The 18,594-nt window shown below is 73.7% G+C and carries 3 protein-coding genes; all 3 read right to left on the bottom strand.

All coding sequences use genetic code 11. The features are described from left to right. Positions 1-4: 4 nt before the first annotated feature. The 3 genes from ACQP2T_RS21960 to ACQP2T_RS21950 are packed head-to-tail and all read right to left on the bottom strand — an operon-like array spanning position 5 to position 18,594. Complete coding sequence (locus ACQP2T_RS21960; RefSeq protein WP_433517972.1) at positions 5-5,596, bottom strand: type I polyketide synthase; 5,592 nt, start codon at positions 5,594-5,596, stop codon at positions 5-7. Positions 5,597-5,618: 22 nt separating this feature from the next. After that, positions 5,619-12,128, bottom strand: a complete 6,510-nt coding sequence (locus ACQP2T_RS21955; protein ID WP_433517971.1) for an SDR family NAD(P)-dependent oxidoreductase — start codon at positions 12,126-12,128, stop codon at positions 5,619-5,621. Next, positions 12,118-18,594, bottom strand: coding sequence for an SDR family NAD(P)-dependent oxidoreductase (locus tag ACQP2T_RS21950; RefSeq protein WP_433517970.1), 6,477 nt, complete (start codon positions 18,592-18,594; stop codon positions 12,118-12,120). Before ACQP2T_RS21950 ends, ACQP2T_RS21955 begins: the two co-directional genes overlap by 11 nt.

The following is an 18,594-nucleotide window of genomic DNA, read 5'->3' as shown; positions in this document are numbered from 1 at the left end:
CCGATCAGGAGAGCCAGGTTTCGATGGCGTGCGCCATGGACGGAGCCTGGTCCTCCAGCATCGTGAAGTGGTCGCCCTTCACCTCCCGCTCGGTGTGCTCGGTGTGCCAGGTGGCGCGCCAGTCCCCCGAGGGGGACTGCGACAGCGGCGTGTCCGGATGGAGGAAGAGGATGGGCGCCGCCACCTCACCCAGCTCGCATTCGCGGAACAACTTGTAGTAGCGGCCCATCGCCGACAGGCGGGAGTTGGTGAAGGGCCCGAACGCGTCTTCCCTGTCGAACATGCCCTCGACCATCTGCGTCCCGAGGTCGTCGATCACCTTGTCCTCCGGCATGAAGGTGTCGAGCAGGATCAGCCCGGCCGGGTGGACGCCGATGCCCTCCAGATAGGTGGCCGCGGCGTGCGCGAAGATCCCGCCGGCGCAGTAGCCGAGGAGGGCGAAGGGCTTGCCGCCCGCCGCGTTGAGCACGCTGTGCGCCCACATGCGCACCGCGGCGTCGGCCGTACCGGGGAGACTCTCCTCGGGGGCGAAGCCAAGGACGGGCAGGGCGAGCAGGTCGCGCACCCCCTGGAAGTTCGCCGCGAGCCGGGCGAACTGGGCGGCTCCCCCCAGCGCCATGGGCGTACTGAAACAGAACAGCGCGGGCTCGGCGGGACCGGTCGCCAGCTTGAGCGGCGGCGGGATCTCACCGAGCTCGTCGGGCGAGTCGAAGGAGGGGCGCAGGTCGGCCACGGCCCGCAGCACGGCCAGGCCCTGATGTGTCTTGCCGGTGCGGGCCGCCTCGCCGAACAACGCGCTGAGGCTGTCGCCCGCGTGCGGATCGCCGGTCCGCGTACCGCCGAACTCCTCCGACAGGTGCCGGGCCAGGGCGGCGGGGCTGGGGTGGTCGAAGACCACGGTGGCGGGCATGCGCAGCCCGGTGGCCGCGGCGAGGCTGTTGCGCAGCTCGACCGAGGTGAGTGAGTCGAACCCGGCCTCCAGGAAGTTCTGGTCGGGGGCGATCGAGTCGGCCCCGGAGTGACCCAGCGCCCGCGCGGCGTGCGCCCGCACCAGGTCGCGCAGCCGCTCGACCCGCTGCTCGGCCGGCAGCCCGGCCAGCTCCGCCGCGAGCGACGGGTCGTGCGCGTCCTGACCGGCCGCTTCGCCGTCGGCGGCCAGGATCGCCTGTACGTCGGGCAGCGCGCGGAGCAGCGGCCGCGGCCTGGCGAGGGTGAACACGGAGGCGAACCGGCTCCAGTCGATGTCGGCCACCACGCGATGGGACTCGTCGTGGTCGAGGACCTGCTCCAGGGCGCTCACCGCCGCGTCGGGCTCCATGACGCGGACGCCGAGCCGGCGCAGCCGCGCGCCGACCTCCTCGTCCACCATGCCGCCGCCGCCCCAGGCGCCCCAGGCGACCGAAGTGGCCGGGAGCCCGCGGGCGCGCCGCGTGTGGGCCAGCGCGTCCAGGAACGCGTTGGCTCCCGCGTACGCGGCCTGTCCCGCCTGGCCCCACACCGCCGAACCCGAGGAGAACAGCACGAATCGCTCCACCGGGTGGCCGGCCGACAGCTCGTCGAGGAGCAACCCTCCGGCGATCTTGCCTTCGACCGTCTCCGCGAACTCCGCGAGCGTGCTGTCGGCGAGCGGCACGTCGTCGCCCACGACCCCGGCCGCGTGCACGATCGCGGTCAGCGGGTGCCCGCCGGGCAGGGAGTCGAGCACGCGGCGCAGCCCGTCGCGGTCGCCGACGTCGCAGGCGGTGACGGTGACCTTGGCGCCGAGCGCCGTCAGCTCGGCCTCCAGCTCGGCGACGCCGGGGGCGGCCGGGCCGCGGCGGCTGATCAGCGCGAGGTGCTCGGCGCCTCGGGCCGCCAGGCGGCGGGCGAGGTTGGCGCCGACGCCGCCGGTGCCGCCGGTGATGAGCACGGTGCCGTGCGGCCGCCAGGGGGTCTCGGGTGCCGCCTCGCCGAGCGGCGCGCGCTCCATCCGCCGGGCGAAGACGCCCGCCGCCCGTACCGCCAGCTGATCCTCGCTGTCCAGCCCGGACAGTGCGCCGCAGAGGCGGGCGACGCCACGTTCGTCCAGTTCGGCGGGCACGTCGATCAGTCCGCCCCAGGTGTCGGGATGGTCCAGTGCGAGGACCGTGCCGATGCCCCACGCCACCGCCTGGGTGGGGGACCGGACTTCGGCCGCGCGCTCCACGGCCACCGCGCCCGAGGTGAGCGCCCACAGCGGCGCGGAGATCTCCGCGTCTCCGAGCGCCTGCACCAGCGTGACGGTCATGACCGAGCCGCGCGACAGGACGGGGTGGGCCGGGTGGGGGCGGTCGTCGAGTGCCAGCAGGGACAGCACGCCGGTGACCGGCTCGTCGGGGAGCGCGTCGCGCAGGGTACGCCCGAGCGCGTCCCGGTCGTGGTCCCGCACCTGGATCGGCACCACCTGGGCGCCCGCCTTGGCCAGCCCGTTGACGATCGAGGCGGCGTCGACGCCGTCGGTGTCCGGCAGGGCGACGATCCAGGCTCCGGTCAGCGTCGCGTCGGCCGCCTCCCGTACCGGCCGCCAGGCGACCTGGTAGCGCCAGGAGTCCAGCGTCGCCTCCTGCCGCAGCCGGCGTCGCCACGCGGACAACGCCGGCAGCACCTCGTCCAGGGCGGCCGGGTCCACCTCGGCGAACCGCGGCACCTCCCCCCGGTCCACCGCTTCCCAGAACCGCCCGTCGAGCGGGTCGGCGGGCGCGGCGACCGCGGGCGCGGACTCCAGCCAGTAGCGCTCCCGCTGGAAGGCGTAGGTCGGCAGGTCCACCCGGCGGGCGCCGGGGTAGAGCGCGGTCCAGTCCACGCCGACGCCGCGTACGTGCAGGTCGGCGAGTGAGGTGAGCATACGGACCTGCCCGCCCTGCTCACGGCGGAGCGTGCCGATGACCACGGCGTCCCGGCCGAGGGCGTCGAGGGTCTCCTGGATGCCCATGGTGAGCACCGGGTGCGGGCTGGACTCGACGAAGACCGCGTGACCCTGCCCGACCAGCGCGTGGACGGCCGCGTCGAACCGTACGGTCTGCCGCAAATTGGCGTGCCAGTACGCGGCGTCGAGCCCGGCGGTGTCGATCCAGTCACCAGTCACCGTCGACATCATCGGCACGTCGCCGGTTTTCGGGGTGATCGGCGCGAGATCGCGCAGCAGGCGTTCGCGCAGCTCGTCGACCTGGGCGGAGTGTGAGGCGTAGTCGACCGGTATCAGCTTGGCCCGGATCCCCTCGGCGGTGAGCTCCGCGACCAGGTCGCCGAGCGCGCCGGGCGCCCCGGAGACCACGGCCGAGCGCGCGCCGTTGACCGCGGCCAGGGAGTACTCACCCGGTCGCCGGGCAAGGCGCTCGGTCAGCTCCTCGACCGGCAGCCCGACGGAGGCCATGCCGCCGCGGCCCGCGAGCACGGCGCCGATGGCCTGGCTGCGCAGGGCGACCACACGGGCGCCGTCCTCCAGCGACAGGCCGCCCGCCACCGTGGCGGCGGCGATCTCGCCCTGGGAGTGACCGATCACCGCGTCGGGACCCACGCCGTACGAGCGCCACAGCCCGGCCAGCGCCACCATGACCGCCCAGAGCAGCGGCTGGACCACGTCCACCCGCTCCAGCGGCGGCGTGCCCGGCTCGCCGCGCAGCACCTGGGCCGGCGACCAGTCCACGAACGGCTGGAGCGCGCGCTCACAGGCGGCGAAATGCTCGGCGAAGACCGGCGACTCGTCCAGCAGCTCGGTGGCCATGCCCGTCCACTGCGAGCCCTGGCCGGGGAAGACGAACACCGTCTTGCCCGGCGCTCCGGCCAGCCCGCCGACTCCGGCGGGGACCTGTTCGCCCGCGGCGAGTGCGCGGACGGCGGCCAGCAGTTCCGCACGGTCCCGGCCCACTGCCACGGCGCGATGCCGGTAGGCCGTACGGGTGGTGGCCAGGGAGAAGCCGATGTCGGCGGCCGACTGGCCGGGGTGGCGCGCCACGTGGGCGCCGAGCCGGTCGAGCTGGGCACGCAGGGCGGCCGCGCTCTTGGCCGACACCGTCCACGCGACCGCGCCCGTTGCCGCCGTCGCACCCGCTGTCGCCGTCGCACCCGCTGTCGCCGTCGCACCCGCTGTCGCCGTCGCACCCGCTGTCGCCGTCGCACCCGCTGTCGCCGTCGCATCCGTTGTCGCCGTCGCATCCGCCGGAGACGCGGGGTCGGTCGGTGCGAGGTCGTCTGCCGGGGCCTGTTCGAGGATCACGTGCGCGTTGGTGCCGCTGACGCCGAACGCGGACACCCCCGCGCGCCGGGGCCCGCCGCTGTCCGGCCAGTCGACGGCTTCGGTCAGCAGCCGGACGTTCCCCGCGGACCAGTCCACGTGGGACGAGGGCTCGGACACGTGCAACGTCTTAGGCAGCAGGCCCGCCCGCATGGCCAGCACCGCCTTGATCACCCCGGCGACCCCGGCGGCGGACTGGGTGTGGCCGATGTTGGACTTGATCGACCCCAGCCAGAGCGGCCGGTCGGCCGGGCGGTCGGCGCCGTAGGTGGCCAGCAACGCCTGCGCCTCGATGGGATCGCCCAGCGTGGTGCCGGTGCCATGCGCCTCGACGAGGTCCACGTCGGCCGCTGCGACTCCGGCGTCGGCCAGCGCGCGGCGGATGACCCGCCGCTGGGACACCCCGTTCGGGGCGGACAGGCCGTTGCTGGCACCGTCCTGGTTGATCGCAGAGCCGCGGACGACCGCGAGCACCGGATGGCCGTTGCGGCGCGCGTCGGACAATCGCTCCAGCAGCAGCAGACCGGCGCCCTCGCCCCAGCCGGTGCCGTCGGCGTCGTCGGAGAAGGCCTTGCACCGCCCGTCGGGCGCCAGGCCGCGCTGGCGGCTGAACTCCACGAAGATGTCGGGGGTGGGCATGACGGTGACGCCACCGGCCAGCGCGAGCGTGCTCTCTCCGCTCCGCAGCGACTCGCACGCCCAGTGCAGCGCCACCAGCGACGAGGAGCAGGCCGTGTCGATGGTGGCCGCGGGGCCCTTGAGCCCGAACACGTACGAGATCCGGCCCGAGATCACCGCGGTGGAGTTGCCCGTCAGCAGGTGCCCCTCCGCTCCTTCCGCGGGTGCGCCGAGGCTGCCTCCGTACCCGTCGGCGAAGGCGCCGACGAAGACGCCCACCTGGCTGCCCTTCAGCGAGCGCGGGTCGATGCCGCCTCGCTCGAACGCCTCCAGCGCCACCTCCAGCATCAGGCGCTGCTGCGGGTCGGCGGCCAGCGCCTCCCGGGGCGAGATGCCGAAGAATCCGGCGTCGAAATCGGCGGCGTCGTGCAGGAACCCGCCCTCGCGCGTGTACGTGGTGCCCGGACGGGTCAGGTCCGGGTCGTACAGGGTGGACAGCTGCCAGCCCCGGTCGTCGGGGAACAACGACACACCGTCACGGCCGTCCGCCACTAGCTGCCAGAGCCCCTCGGGGTCGCGCACGTCCCCGGGGAAGCGGCAGCTCATGGCGACCACCGCGATCGGCTCGTGTTCGCGGGCCTCGGCCTCGCGGAGCCGTTCCCTGGCCTGCTGGAGATCGGCGGTCACCCGCCGGAGGTAGTCGAGGAGCTTCTGCTCGTCCGCCACGTCACGTCACCTTCCGGAAGTTTCAGAGCCCCTTGTCGATCAACGCGAACAGCTCGTCGGCGCTCGCCGACTCCACGGTCTGGCCGGTGTCCGCCTGTTCGCCGCGCCATTGCGCCAGCAGTCCGCGCAGCCGGGCGGTGACCGTCGACCGTGTCTCCTCGTCGGGCGTGAGCGCGCCGAGCAGGCGTCCCAGCCGGTCGAGTTCCTCCAGCGCCCGCTCGCCCGTGGGCCGGTCGTCGGGCGCGATCTCCGTGAGCAGGTACTCCGCCAGCGCGATCGGCGAGGCGTGGTCGAACGCCAGCGTGCTCGGCAGCCGCCGATCGACGGCGGCGTTCAGCCGGTTGCGCAGCTCGACCGCGGTCAGCGAGTCGAACCCCAGCTCGTCGAACGGCCGGTGCGGGTCCACCTCTTCGGCGGAGGCGTGCCCGAGGACGGCGGTGACCTGGTCGAGCACCAGGTCGAGCAGGATCCGCCGCCGCTCCGGTTCCGGAAGCCCGGCCAGTCTGGCCTGCAGACCGGCGCCGGAGCCGCGGTCCGCCGAGGCGGCGCGGCGCGGGCGGGCGCGTACCAGCTCGCTGAGCAGCGGCGGCAGGGAGTCGCCGCGCGCGCCCAGCGCCTTGACGTCCAGGCGAATCGGCACCAGCGCCGCCTCGGGCCGGAGCAGGGTGGTGTCGAACAGCGCCAGGCCCGTCTCCGGCGTGAACGGGACGATGCCCTCGCGGGCCATCCGACCGACCTCCGCCTCGGCGAGGGTGTCGAGCATGCCTCCGCCGCCGGTCCACGGACCCCAGGCCAGCGAGGTCGCCGGGAGCCCCCGCACCCGCCGCCGGTGGGCCAGCGCGTCCAGGAACGCGTTGGCGGCCGCGTAGTTGCCCTGTCCCGCGCTGCCCATCGTCCCGGCGGCCGAGGAGAACATGACGAAGGCCGACAGGTCGAGGTCGTGCGTCAGCTCGTGCAGGTTGAGCGCCGCGTCCGCCTTGGGCCGCAGCACGCCGTCCATCCGCTCTGGGGAGAGCGCGGTGATCGGTCCGTCGTCCAGGACGCCCGCGGCGTGCACCACGGCCGTGAGCGGACGGCCCGCGAGCAGCTCCGCGAGCGCGTCGCGGTCGGCGACGTCGCAGGCCGCGATCTCGACCCGCGCGCCGAGCTCCGCGAGCTCGGCGCGGAGCTTCTCGGCACCCTCGACGGCGGCGCCGCGACGGCTGGTCAGCAGCAGATCGCGTACGCCGTGCCGAGCGACGAGATGACGGGCGACGAGCCTGCCGAGCGCGCCGGTGCCACCGGTCACCAGCACGGTCCCCTCGGGATCGAGGGGAGCCGGGACCGTCAGCACGACCTTCCCGATATGGCGGGCCTGCGACATGTACCGGAACGCCTCGGGGGCGCGCCTGAGGTCCCAGGCCCTCATGGGGAGCGGCTGGATCTCACCCTGCTCGAACAGGCGCAGAATCTCGCGCAGCATCTGACCGGTCCGCTCGGGGCCGGCCTCGACGAGGTCGAACGGCGTGTAGCGGACGCCGGGGGTGATCGTCTCCGTGTCCCGGATGTCGGTCTTGCCCATCTCCACGAACCGGCCACCCGCGGACAGCATGCCGAGGGAGGCGTCGATGAACTCCCCGGCCAGCGAGTTGAGCACCACGTCCACCTGGCCGAACTTCTGCGCGAACTCCAACGTCCGCGAGGAGGCCACATGCGCGTCGTCCAGGGTGGTCGACGCCCACTTGGCGGGGCTCGCCGTACCGAACACCTCCGCGCCGAACGACCGGGCGAGCTGTACCGCCGCCATGCCGACCCCACCGGCGGCCGCGTGCACCAGCACCCGGTCCCCCGTTTTAAGGTCGGCCAGATCGACCAGGCCGTAGAAGGCCGTCAGGAACGCCACCGGCACCGACGCCGCCTCCGCGAACGACCAACCGGCGGGCATCGGCGCCACCTGCCGGTGATCCGTGACCATCAGCGGGCCGAACGCACCGCCGTCGAACAACCCGAACACTTTGTCTCCGGGAGCGAACCCGGTGACGCCGGAGCCGACCTCGACGACGACGCCGGCGCCCTCCAGCCCCATCGCGCCGCTCTCGCCCGGGTACATGCTGAGGGCGTTGAGGACGTCGCGGAAGTTCATGCCGGCCGCGCGTACGGCGATCCTGATCTCTCCGGGCCGCAGGGGCGCGACGGCCTCGGGCGCGTCGACGAAGGCCAAGCCGTCCAGCGTGCCCTTGGCCCGGCTGTCCAGCCGCCAAGTGGCGCCGTCGGCCGGCGGTGTGAGGCCGGGGTCGGGCGCGGGGGTGAGCCGGGCCGCGAGCAGGGTGCCCTCTCGCAGGACGAGCTGCGGCTCGCCGCTGAGGGCCGCGGCGGCGATCAGGCCGGTGGCGGCGTGGTCGCTGAGGTCGTCACGGCCGTCGCGGCCGCGGTCGTAGGTGCGGTCGTTGCGGTCGTCGAGGTCCAGGAGGACGAACTGGCCGGGGTTCTCAGCCTGCGCGGACCGGACCAGGCCCCACACCGCTGCGCCCGCGAGGTCGCGCCCGCTGTCGGGAGCGACCGCCTTCCTGGTCACGAAGAGAAGCCGCGATTCGGCGAGGCGCGGGTCGGCGATCCAGGTCCGCACCAGGTCGAGCGCGCGATGAACCGCCGAGCGGACCGCTGCGGCCGTGGCATCGACTGTAGCGGCGTCGGTCGCGATGGCCGCGGTGGCGTCGGCCCAGTTCATGACGTCGGGGTTCACGATGACCAGCTCAGGTGGGTCCTCTCCCGAGTCGATGGCCCGGAGCAGCGCGGCCAGGTCGTCGTATGCCTCGTTGCTGGCGATCTCACCGCCGCCGATGGTCCAGCACCGGGCCAGAGACACCGGCTCGGCCGGGATCGGCGTCCAGTCCAGGCGGTACAGCGAGCGTTCCGCGCCGGGCCGTGGACCGGAGAGCGTGTCGAGGGTGATCTGGCGCAGGACCAGCGAGCCGATCGACACCACCGGCTGACCGAGCGGGTCGGCCGCCTCCAGACGGAAGGAGTCCTCTCCCATCGGGGTCACCCGTACGCGCAGGCTCGACGCCCCGGCGGCGTGCAGTTCCACGTCGGCCCACGTGAACGGCAACGCGGTGTGCTCGGCCGAGGCGGGGCTGAACCCGAAGGCGTGCAGCGCGGCGTCAAGGAGCGCGGGATGCAGACCGAAACGGGCCGCGTCCGCCGCCGCGTGCTCGGGCAGCTCGATCTCGGCGAAGACCTCCTCGCCACGGATCCAGGCAGCCCGCAGCCCACGGAAGGTCGGCCCGTAGGGAAGCCCCAGATCGGCGAGCCGCTCGTAGAGCCCGTCCACCTCGACCTGCTGGGCATCGGCCGGCGGCCACGGACTCGTCTCGAACGCGGCGGCCGGGGAGCCCGAGGAGGCCGGGGCGAGGGCGCCGGTGGCGTGTCTGTCCCAGGGGGCGTCGTCGGTCTGTGAGTACATCGTGATCGTCCGCGTGCCCGAGTCGTCCGGATCGCTCACCACGATCTGCAGCCGGACACTGCCGTGTCCCGGCACGAGCAGCGGCCGCTCCAGGGTCAGCTCCTCGACCTTCCCGCAGCCGACCTGGTCGGCCGCCCTGATGGCGAGTTCCACCAAGCCGGTGCCGGGGAACACGGCCGCCTCGCCGACCACGTGATCGGCGAGCCAGGGGTGCGAGGCGAGGGAGAGCCGGGCGGTGAACAGGAATCCGCCCGAGTCGGGCAGCTCGACCCCGGCACCCAGCAGCGGATGGTCCGGGGCGTCCAGCCCGATGGACGAGGGGTCACCGCTCGACTGCGCGGGGTTCAGCCAGTAGCGCCGGTGCTGGAAGGCGTACGTGGGCAGATCCACCCGGCGGGCGCCGGTCCCGGCGAAGAACCGTTCCCAGTCCACCGTCGCGCCACCGGCGTGCGCCTGCCCGACCGCCGTCACCACCTGCTCGGCCTCGTCCCGGCCGCGACGCAGCGCCGGTACGAACACCGGGCCGCGCCCGTCCTGCGGCTCGGGCACACACTCCTGCCCCATCCCCGACAGCACCCCGTCGGGGCCCAGCTCGACGAAGGTCCGTACGTCCTGGGCATGGAGAAAGGCGACGCCGTCGGCGAACCGTACCGCTTCGCGGACATGGCGCACCCAATACTCGGCCGTGAACTCCCGCACCGGCGCGCCGGTCACGTTCGACACGACCGGGACCGACGCGCTCCCGTACGACAGGCTCTCGGCCACCTCACGGAAGGCGGCCAGCATCGGCTCCATCCGGGGCGAGTGGAAGGCGTGGCTGACCGGCAACCGGCGGGACTTGGCGAACCGGCCCGCGACCCGCAGCACCGCCTCCTCGTCACCGGACAGGACCACCGAGGCCGGCCCGTTGATCGCCGCGATCACCACTCCACCGGCGCCCGCCTCCGAGACGCCCACAAGGACCCGCCCTGCGCCCTCTTGCCCGGCGTCCTCTTCTGCGGCCTCCGCGAGGATCCGCCTGGTCTCCTCTTCTCCGGCCTGGACCGCGACCATCGCCCCGCCGGTCGGCAACGCCTGCATCAACCGGCCCCGGGCCGCCACGAGGGCGCACGCGTCATCCAGCGACAGCACCCCCGCCGCGTGCGCGGCCGCCACCTCCCCGATCGAGTGCCCGAGCAGGAAGTCGGGTACGACGCCCCACGACTCGACCAGCCGATAGAGCGCCACCTCCACCGCGAACAGGGCGGCCTGGGTGTACCCCGTCTGGTCCAGCAGTTCCGGCCGCTCCCACATCACCTCCGTCAGCGGACGCTCCAGCAGCGGATCCAGCCGCGCGCACACCGCCGCCAGGTGCTCGGCGAACACCGGATAGGCCGCCACCAGCTCGCGCCCCATCCCCACGCGCTGGCTCCCCTGTCCGGTGAACAGGAACGCCAGCTTCCCGCCGCTCACCACGCCGTCGGCCACCTGCGACAGACCCGCCAGCAGCCCGGCGCGGTCCGAGGCGGTCACCACGGCACGATGCTCCAGAGCCGCCCGCGCCGTCGCCAGCGAGTAGGCCACGTCCGGCAGAGCAGCATCTTCCCGCTCCTCCAGGTAGGACCTCAGCCGCTCCGCCTGAGCGCGCAACCCGGCCGCGCTCCTTCCGGAGATCGGCAGCGGCACGGCCGGCAGAGCCGCCGGTGCCGCCGGCTCTTCGTGCGACGCCTCGACCGCTTCCAGGACGACATGGGCGTTGGTCCCGCTGATGCCGAACGACGACACGCCCGCCCGGCGCGGGCGCTCGCCGCCGGGCCAGGGGATCGGCTCGGTCAGCAGCCGGACGTTCCCGGCCGACCAGTCCACGTGCGAGGAGGGGGTGTCGACGTGCAGGGTTCTGGGCAGTACGCCGTGCCGCATCGCCATGACCATCTTGATCACACCGGCGACGCCGGCGGCGGCCTGGGTGTGCCCGATGTTGGACTTGACCGTGCCCAGCCACAGCGGCCGATCCTCCGGACGGTCCTTGCCGTATGTGGCCAGCAGCGCCTGCGCCTCGATCGGATCGCCCAGGGTCGTACCGGTGCCGTGGGCTTCCACGGCGTCCACGTCGGCGGGAGACAGCTCGGCGTCGACCAGCGCCTGGCGGATCACCCGCTGCTGGGACGGTCCGTTCGGCGCCGTGAGCCCGTTGCTCGCACCGTCCTGGTTGACCGCGCTCCCCCGCACGACCGCCAGCACCCGATGACCGTGACGGCGCGCGTCCGACAGCCGCTCCAGCAAGATCAGGCCCACACCCTCGGCAAAGGCCGTGCCATCCGCCGCCTCCGCGAACGCCTTGCAGCGCCCGTCCCGCGCCAGACCCCGCTGTCTGCTGAACTCCACGAAGATCTCCGGCGTGAAGATGATGGTGGCGCCGCCGCTGATGGCCAGGGCGCACTCGCCCCTGCGCAGCGACTCGCAGGCCAGATGCAGCGCGACCAGGGACGACGAGCACGCCGTGTCCAAGGTGACGGCCGGACCCTCCAGGCCGAGGACGTACGCGATGCGGCCGGACATCACGGCCGTGGAGCCGCCGGTCAGCAGATGGCCCTCGACCCCGTCGGGGAATCCGGCCGGGCCGACGCCGTAGCCGGTGGAGGCGGCGCCGACGAAGACGCCCGTCTCACTGCCCCGCAGCTTCGCGGGGTCTAGGCCGGCCTGTTCGAGCAGTTCCCATGAGGTCTCCAGCAGGAGCCGCTGCTGCGGATCCGTGGCCAGCGCCTCTCGCGGGCTCATCCCGAAGAAGCCCGCGTCGAAGTCGCCCGCGTCCGTCAGGAAGCCACCGGTGCGGACATAGCACGTACCGGCGCGTTCGGGGTCGGGGTCGTAGAGCCGCTCCAGGTCCCAGCTGCGGTCGGCGGGGAACTCCGACATCGCGTCCTTGCCTTCGGCGACCAGGCGCCAGAGCTGTTCGGGATCGTTGACTCCGCCGGGCAGGCGGCAGCTCATGGCCACGATCGCGATGGGCTCGTGCCGCCGGGCCTCCATCTCGTCCATCCGGCGATGGACCGACTGGAGTTCGGCGGTCGCCAGCCTCAGGTATTCGCGGAGCTTGCCGTCATTCGCCATCAGACTCAGACCTCCGTCGCGAGGAGCCAAGCGCGTTGTCGAGGATTGTGAAGAGCTCGTCGTCCGTGGCCGACTCGTACTGCTCGGAGCCGTCCTGTTCGGACTCGGGCGCCTCGCCTTGCAGGTCGTTCCATTTGCGGACCAGTGACCGCAGCCGGGCGGTGATCGCGGGCCGGTCGTCGGTCGCCGTCACCGTGGTGAGCGCGGCTTCCAGCCGGTCGACCTCGCCGAGTACGGCGGCGGCGGAGTCCTGCGCGGCCGGGCGGAACGCCTCTCCCACCCGGTCCGCGAGGGCGTTCGGCGTGGGGTGGTCGAAGACGAGGGTGCTGGGCAGGCGCAGGCCGGTGGCGGCGCTGAGCCGGTTGCGCAGCTCGACGCCGGTCAGCGAGTCGAAGCCCAGCTCCTTGAAGGCCCGGTCGGGTAGCACCGAGTCGGGGCTCGGGTGCCCGAGCACGCCGGCCGCCTCGGCGCGGACGAGCCGTACGAGCTCGGCCTTGCGTTCCTCCTCGGGCAGGCCGTCGAGCCGGTGTTTCAGCGTCGTGACGCCGGGCTGGGCGGCCCGCCGTACGTGGGAGCGGGTCTGGTCGCGGATCAGGCCGCGAAGCAGCGCCGGCGGCGGGGTGGCGCCCGACCGCAGCGCGGCGAGGTCCAGCCGGATCGGCAGCAGCACGGGCTCGTCCACCGTCCGCGCCGCGTCGAACAACGCCAGCCCGTCGGCGGAGGGGATCTGGACGAAGCCGGACCGTGCCATGCCGCTCATGGCGGTGTCGTCGAGGTGCGCGGTCATGCCGCTGCGTTGCTCCCAGAAGCCCCAGGCCAGCGACATCGCGGCGAGACCGTGCGCCCGCCGGTGGGCGGCCAGCGCGTCCAGGAACGCGTTCGCCGCCGCGTAGTTGCCCTGCCCGGCCTCACCCAGTACGCCCGCCGCCGAGGAGAACAGCACGAACGCCGACAGATCCAGACCCTCGGTCAGCTGGTGCAGCTGCCAGGCCGCCTCCGCCTTGGCGCCCACCACCGCGTCGACCTGCTCGGCCGTGAGCGACTCCACCATGCCGTCGTCCAGCGCGCCGGCCGCGTGCACCACGGCGGACAGCCGGTGTTCCGCGCGCAGGCGGTCCAGGAGCCCGGCCAGCGCCGTACGGTCGGCGACGTCGCACGCCACGATCTCGGCCCGCGCCCCCGAGGCCGCGAGGTCGGCGCGCAGTTCCTCCGCGCCGGGGGCCTCGATGCCTCTGCGTCCCACGAGCACCAGATCGCGTACGCCGTGCTCGGCCACCAGGTGCCGGGCCACCAGCCCGCCGATCATCCCGGTGCCTCCGGTCACCAGCACGGTGCCGTCGCGGTCGAACGGGACCGGCAGCGTGAGTACGACCTTCCCGACATGCCGGGCCTGCGACATGAACCGGAACGCCTCCCGCGCCCGCCGCACGTCCCACACCTGGATGGGAGACCGCTGGAACACGCCCTCCTCGAACAGGCCCAGGACCTCGGCCAGCATCTCGCCCAGACGGTCCGGCCCCGTGTCGATCAGGTCGAAGGCGGTGTAACGGACTCCGGGGGTGATCGTCTCCGCGTCCCGGATGTCGGTCTTGCCCATCTCCACGAACCGGCCGCCGACCGGCAACATGTCCAGTGAGGCGTCGATGAACTCCCCGGCCAGCGAGTTGAGCACCACGTCCACCTGGCCGAACTTCTCCGCGAACGCCGGCGTCCGCGACGAGGCGACATGCGCTTCGTCCAGCGGCAGCGATGCCCACTTGCCAGGACTCGCCGTACCGAACACCTCCGCGCCGAGCCAGCGAGCCACCTGTACGGCGGCCATGCCGACCCCACCGGCGGCCGCGTGCACCAGCACCCGATCACCGGCCCGCACCCCGGCCACGTCCACCAGGCCGTAGAAGGCCGTCAGGAACGCCGCCGGCACCGAAGCGGCCTCCGCGAACGACCAACCGGCGGGCATGGGAGCCAGCAACCGCCGATCCGTCACTCCCACGGGACCGTACGCGCCATCGAGCAGCCCCAGCACCCGATCACCGGGCGCCAGATCGGCCACCGCCGAGCCCACCTCCAGCACCACACCGGCGACCTCGCCGCCGATCGGGACGTCGCGCTCCGGGACCATGCCCAGCGCCACGACGACATCGCGGAAGTTCATCCCGGCCGCCCGTATCGACAGCCGTACCTCGCCCGGTCCCAGCGGGCGGGCCGCCTCGGGGCACGGGACCAGCGCCAGGCCGTCCAGTGTGCCCGCGCCGGTGGCTTCGAGCCGCCACGGCTCGCCGCCCAAGGGCGGCAGCAGCGCCTCGCCGGTCGTGGCCCGCGCCAGCCTGGGCACCAGCACCTCGCCGGATCGCACGGCCAGCTGCGGCTCAGAGAGCGCCGCGAGCACGACCGGCACCGGCACGTCGGAGTCGTCGAGATCCAGCGCCACGAACCGGCCGGGGTGCTCCGACTGCGCGGACCGCATCAGGCCGAGCACCGCGGCGGCGGCCAGGTCGGTCACGTCCTCGCTGTCCAGGGCGACCGCTCCCCTGGTGACCAGGACGAACGTGGACTCCTCGAACCGGTCGTCGGCCAGCCAGGACCGTACGGTGGCCAGGGCCCGATGGATCGCCTCCCGCACGTCTGCGCCGCCCGAGAAGGTGACGAACACCAGCTCGGGAGCCGACGGCAAGGCGGCCAGATCGGGATAGACGGGGGCGCCCAGGGCGGCGGCGAGCCCAGAACCCAGCCCGCTCGCGCCCGCTTCTGGCATGGCGGGGAGCCCGCTCGCGTCGACCACGGCGCAGCGGCTCGGCGACGGCGCCGGCGTCGGCGCCGAATCGCCGGTGTACGGCGAGGCGATCCAGCCGACGCGGAACAGCGACTCGCGGCGCGGATCCGGCGCCGACGACGCGAGCGGCCGGGACAGCAGCGACTCCACCGCGGCCACCGGGGCTCCCGAGGGGTCCGCCAGCCGCAGCGAGAGCTCGTCCGAACCCGACGGGGTCAGGCGGACCCGCAACGTGGACGCGCCTTCGGCGTACAGCGACAGGCCGGACCAGGTGAACGGCAGGCTCACCCCCGCGGCGGCGCCGTCCAGCAGCGACTCCGCGTGCAGCGCGGCGTCGAGCAGCGCGGGATGCAGGCCGAACGCCCCAGCCTCCCGCTGCGGCAGAGTGACCTCGGCGAACACCTCGTCCCCGAGCCGCCACGCGGCCTGGAGCCCGCGGAACGGCCCGTCGTAGTCCAGACCGCGCTCGGCGAGGCGGTCGTAGACATCGGTCACGTCGACGGCCTCGGCGCCCGGCGGCGGCCAGGCGGACAGGTCGAAGTCCGCGGCTGGACGGGCGGCCGAAACGACGCCGGTCGCGTGCCGGGTCCAGTCCATGTCGTCCTCGGGGCGCGCGTGCAGCGTCAGCGGCCGTCGCCCGGTCTCGTCCGGCGCGTCGATCCGTACCTGCACCACGACGGCGGCCTGTGCGGGCAGCGCCAGCGGCGCCTCCAGGACCAGCTCCTCCAGCAGGGCGCAGCCGACCTGGCGGCCCGCGCTGACGGCCAGCTCGGCGAAGGCCGCTCCGGGGAACAGCACCGTGCCGGACACGGTGTGACCGGCCAGCCAGGGGTGCGAGCGCAGCGACAGCCGGCCGGTGAGGACGACTTCGTCGGAGTCGGCGAGGGACAGCGTCCCGCCGAGGAAGGGGTGGTCGGCCGCGGTCAGGCCCGCGTGCTCGACGTCGGCCGAGTCGCCGGCCTCCAGCCAGTAGCGTTCGCGCTGGAAGGCGTACGTGGGCAGGTCCACCTTGCGGGCGTCGGCCGAGGCGAACAGCGGCGTCCAGTCGACCGGCGCGCCGTGCGCGCAGGACTCCGCGACCGAGGTGACGAACCTGGCCGCCGGGTCCTCGTCGCGGCGCAGCGAGCCGATCGCCACCACGGTGGCGCCCGCGGCCTCGGCCGTCTCCTGGACCGCGGCGGTCAGCGTCGGGTGCGGGCTGACCTCGACGAACATTCCGTAGCCCTGCTGGACCAGGCTCTGGACCGCCTGCTCGAAGCGCACCGGGTGGCGCAGGTTGGTGTACCAGTAGGCGGCGTCCAGTTCCTCGGTGTCGAGCGGCTCGCCGGTCACCGTGGAGCAGAACGCCACTTCGGCCGTCCAGGGGACGATCCCAGCCAGGTCGGCCAGCAGCCGGTCGCGCAGCGGCTCGGCGTAGGCCGTGTGCGAGGGATAGTCGACCGGGATCATCTTGGCTCTGACGTCCTCGGCCTTCAGGAGATCGAGCAGTTCGTTCAGTGCCGCCGAGTCGCCGGCGACCACGACCGCGGTCGGGCTGTTCACCGCCGCTATCGACAGGCGCTCCGCCCAGGGGGCGAGCCGGTCGAGCGCCTCGGCGGGCGGGAGCGAGACGGCCAGCATGCCGCCGCGGCCGGACAGGTCCTCGGTGATGGCCCGGCTGCGGAGGGCCACGACCTTGGCCGCGTCTTCGAGGGACAGCGCTCCCGCCACGCAGGCGGCGGCGATCTCGCCCTGGGAGTGCCCCACGACGGCCTCGGGCTCGACGCCGTAGGAGCGCCACAGGTGCGCCAGCGAGACCATGACCGCCCATGCCGCGGGCTGGATCACGTCCATCCGGTCGAGCGGCCACGCGGGCGACTCGCCGCGCAGGACGTCCATCAGCTTCCAGTCCACGAACTTCTCGAGCGCGTCCGCGCACTCCGCCATGCGGGCGGCGAACGGCGGCGCGGCGTCGAGCAGCCCGAGGATCATGTCCTTCGACAGGACGGCCTGGCCGGGGAAGACGAAGGCCGCCCGGGGCGAGGCGGTCGCCGTGCCGTACACGACGTTCGGGGCTGGGACCGCGTCCGCGACGGCGCGCAGGCCCGGCAGGAGGGTGTCACGGTCGTCGCCGATCACCGCCGCGCGGTACGGGAGGGCGGCGCGCGAGCTGACCAGGGAGTGACCGACGTCGACCGGCGACAGCCCGGGGTCCTGCTCGACGCGGGCGGCCAGTCGCCCGGCCTGGGCCCGTAGCGCCTGCTCGCTCTTGGCCGTGACCAGCCAGGGCACCACGGGGCCGGCTGTCTCGTCGCGGGGGGTCTCGGCGTGCGGGTGTTGCTCGATGATGACGTGCGCGTTGGTGCCGCTGACGCCGAACGAGGAGATGGCCGCGCGGCGCGGGGTGTCCTCCGCCGTGTCCCAGGGGAGGTTCTCGGTGAGCAGGGCGATGCTGCCGGACGACCAGTCCACGTTCGGCGATGGCTCGTCGGCGTACAGAGTCTTGGGCAGGGTGCCGTGCCGCATCGCGAGCACCATCTTGATCACCCCGGCCACGCCGGCGGCGGCCTGGGTGTGGCCGATGTTCGACTTGATCGAGCCCAGGTAGAGGGGTCTGTCCGCCGGGCGGCCCTGACCGTAGGCGGCGAACAGGGCGCGCGCCTCGATGGGGTCGCCCAGGGTCGTACCGGTGCCGTGCGCCTCGACCACGTCGACCTCGGCGGACGTCAGGCCCGCGGCGGCCAGCGCCCTGGCGATCACCCGCTGCTGGGACGGACCGTTGGGCACGGTCAGCCCGCTGCTGGCGCCGTCCTGGTTGATCGCGCTGCCGCGGATCACGGCCAGCACCTGGTGGCCGTTGCGGGTGGCGTCCGACAGGCGCTCCAGCAGGAGCATGCCCGCGCCCTCGCCCCAGCCCGTCCCGTCGGCCGCCGCCGAGAACGCCTTGCACCGGCCGTCCGGCGACAGCCCGCGCTGCCTGCTGAACTCCACGAACGTGCTCGGGGTCGACATCACCGTGACGCCGCCGGCCAGCGCCATGGCGCATTCGTCCTGGCGCAGGGCCTGGGCCGCGAGGTGCAGCGCCACCAGGGAGGACGAGCAGGCCGTGTCCACGGTGATCGCCGGGCCCTCCAGGCCCATCAGGTAGGAGACCCGGCCGGAGGCGATGCTGCCGTCGCTTCCGTTGCCGATGTAGCCGCCGAGGTCGGCGGGCACGGCGCGGACCCTGGAGCCGTAGTCGTGGTAGATGACCCCGGCGAAGACGCCCGTGGAGCTGCCCCGGGCCGAGGCCGGATCGATGCCCGCGCCCTCGAACGCCTCCCACGCGGTCTCCAGCAGCAGCCGCTGCTGCGGATCCATCGCCAGGGCCTCGCGCGGGCTGATCCCGAAGAAGTGCGGGTCGAACTCCGCCGCTTCGTGGAGGAAGCCGCCGGAACTCGTCAGGCTCTTGCCGGGACTGTCCGGATCCGGGTCATAGAGGTCGACGTCCCAGCCTCGGTCGGTGGGGAACGGCGAGATCGCGTCGGTCCCGGCGACCAGCAGCCGCCACAGCTCCTCGGGCGTGCCGGCGTCGCCGGGAAAGCGGCAGCTCATCCCGACGATCGCGATGGGCTCGGCGTCCCGGTCCTCGGCCTGCCGCAGCCGGCGGCGGGTCTCCCGCAGGTCGGCGGTGGCCCGCCTGAGGTATTCCAGCAGCCTGGTCTCGTTGTCCAC

This window comes from Nonomuraea sp. CA-143628 (assembly GCF_050942315.1).
GTDB lineage: Bacteria > Actinomycetota > Actinomycetes > Streptosporangiales > Streptosporangiaceae > Nonomuraea.
This window is presented reverse-complemented; position numbering and strand designations above follow the sequence as displayed.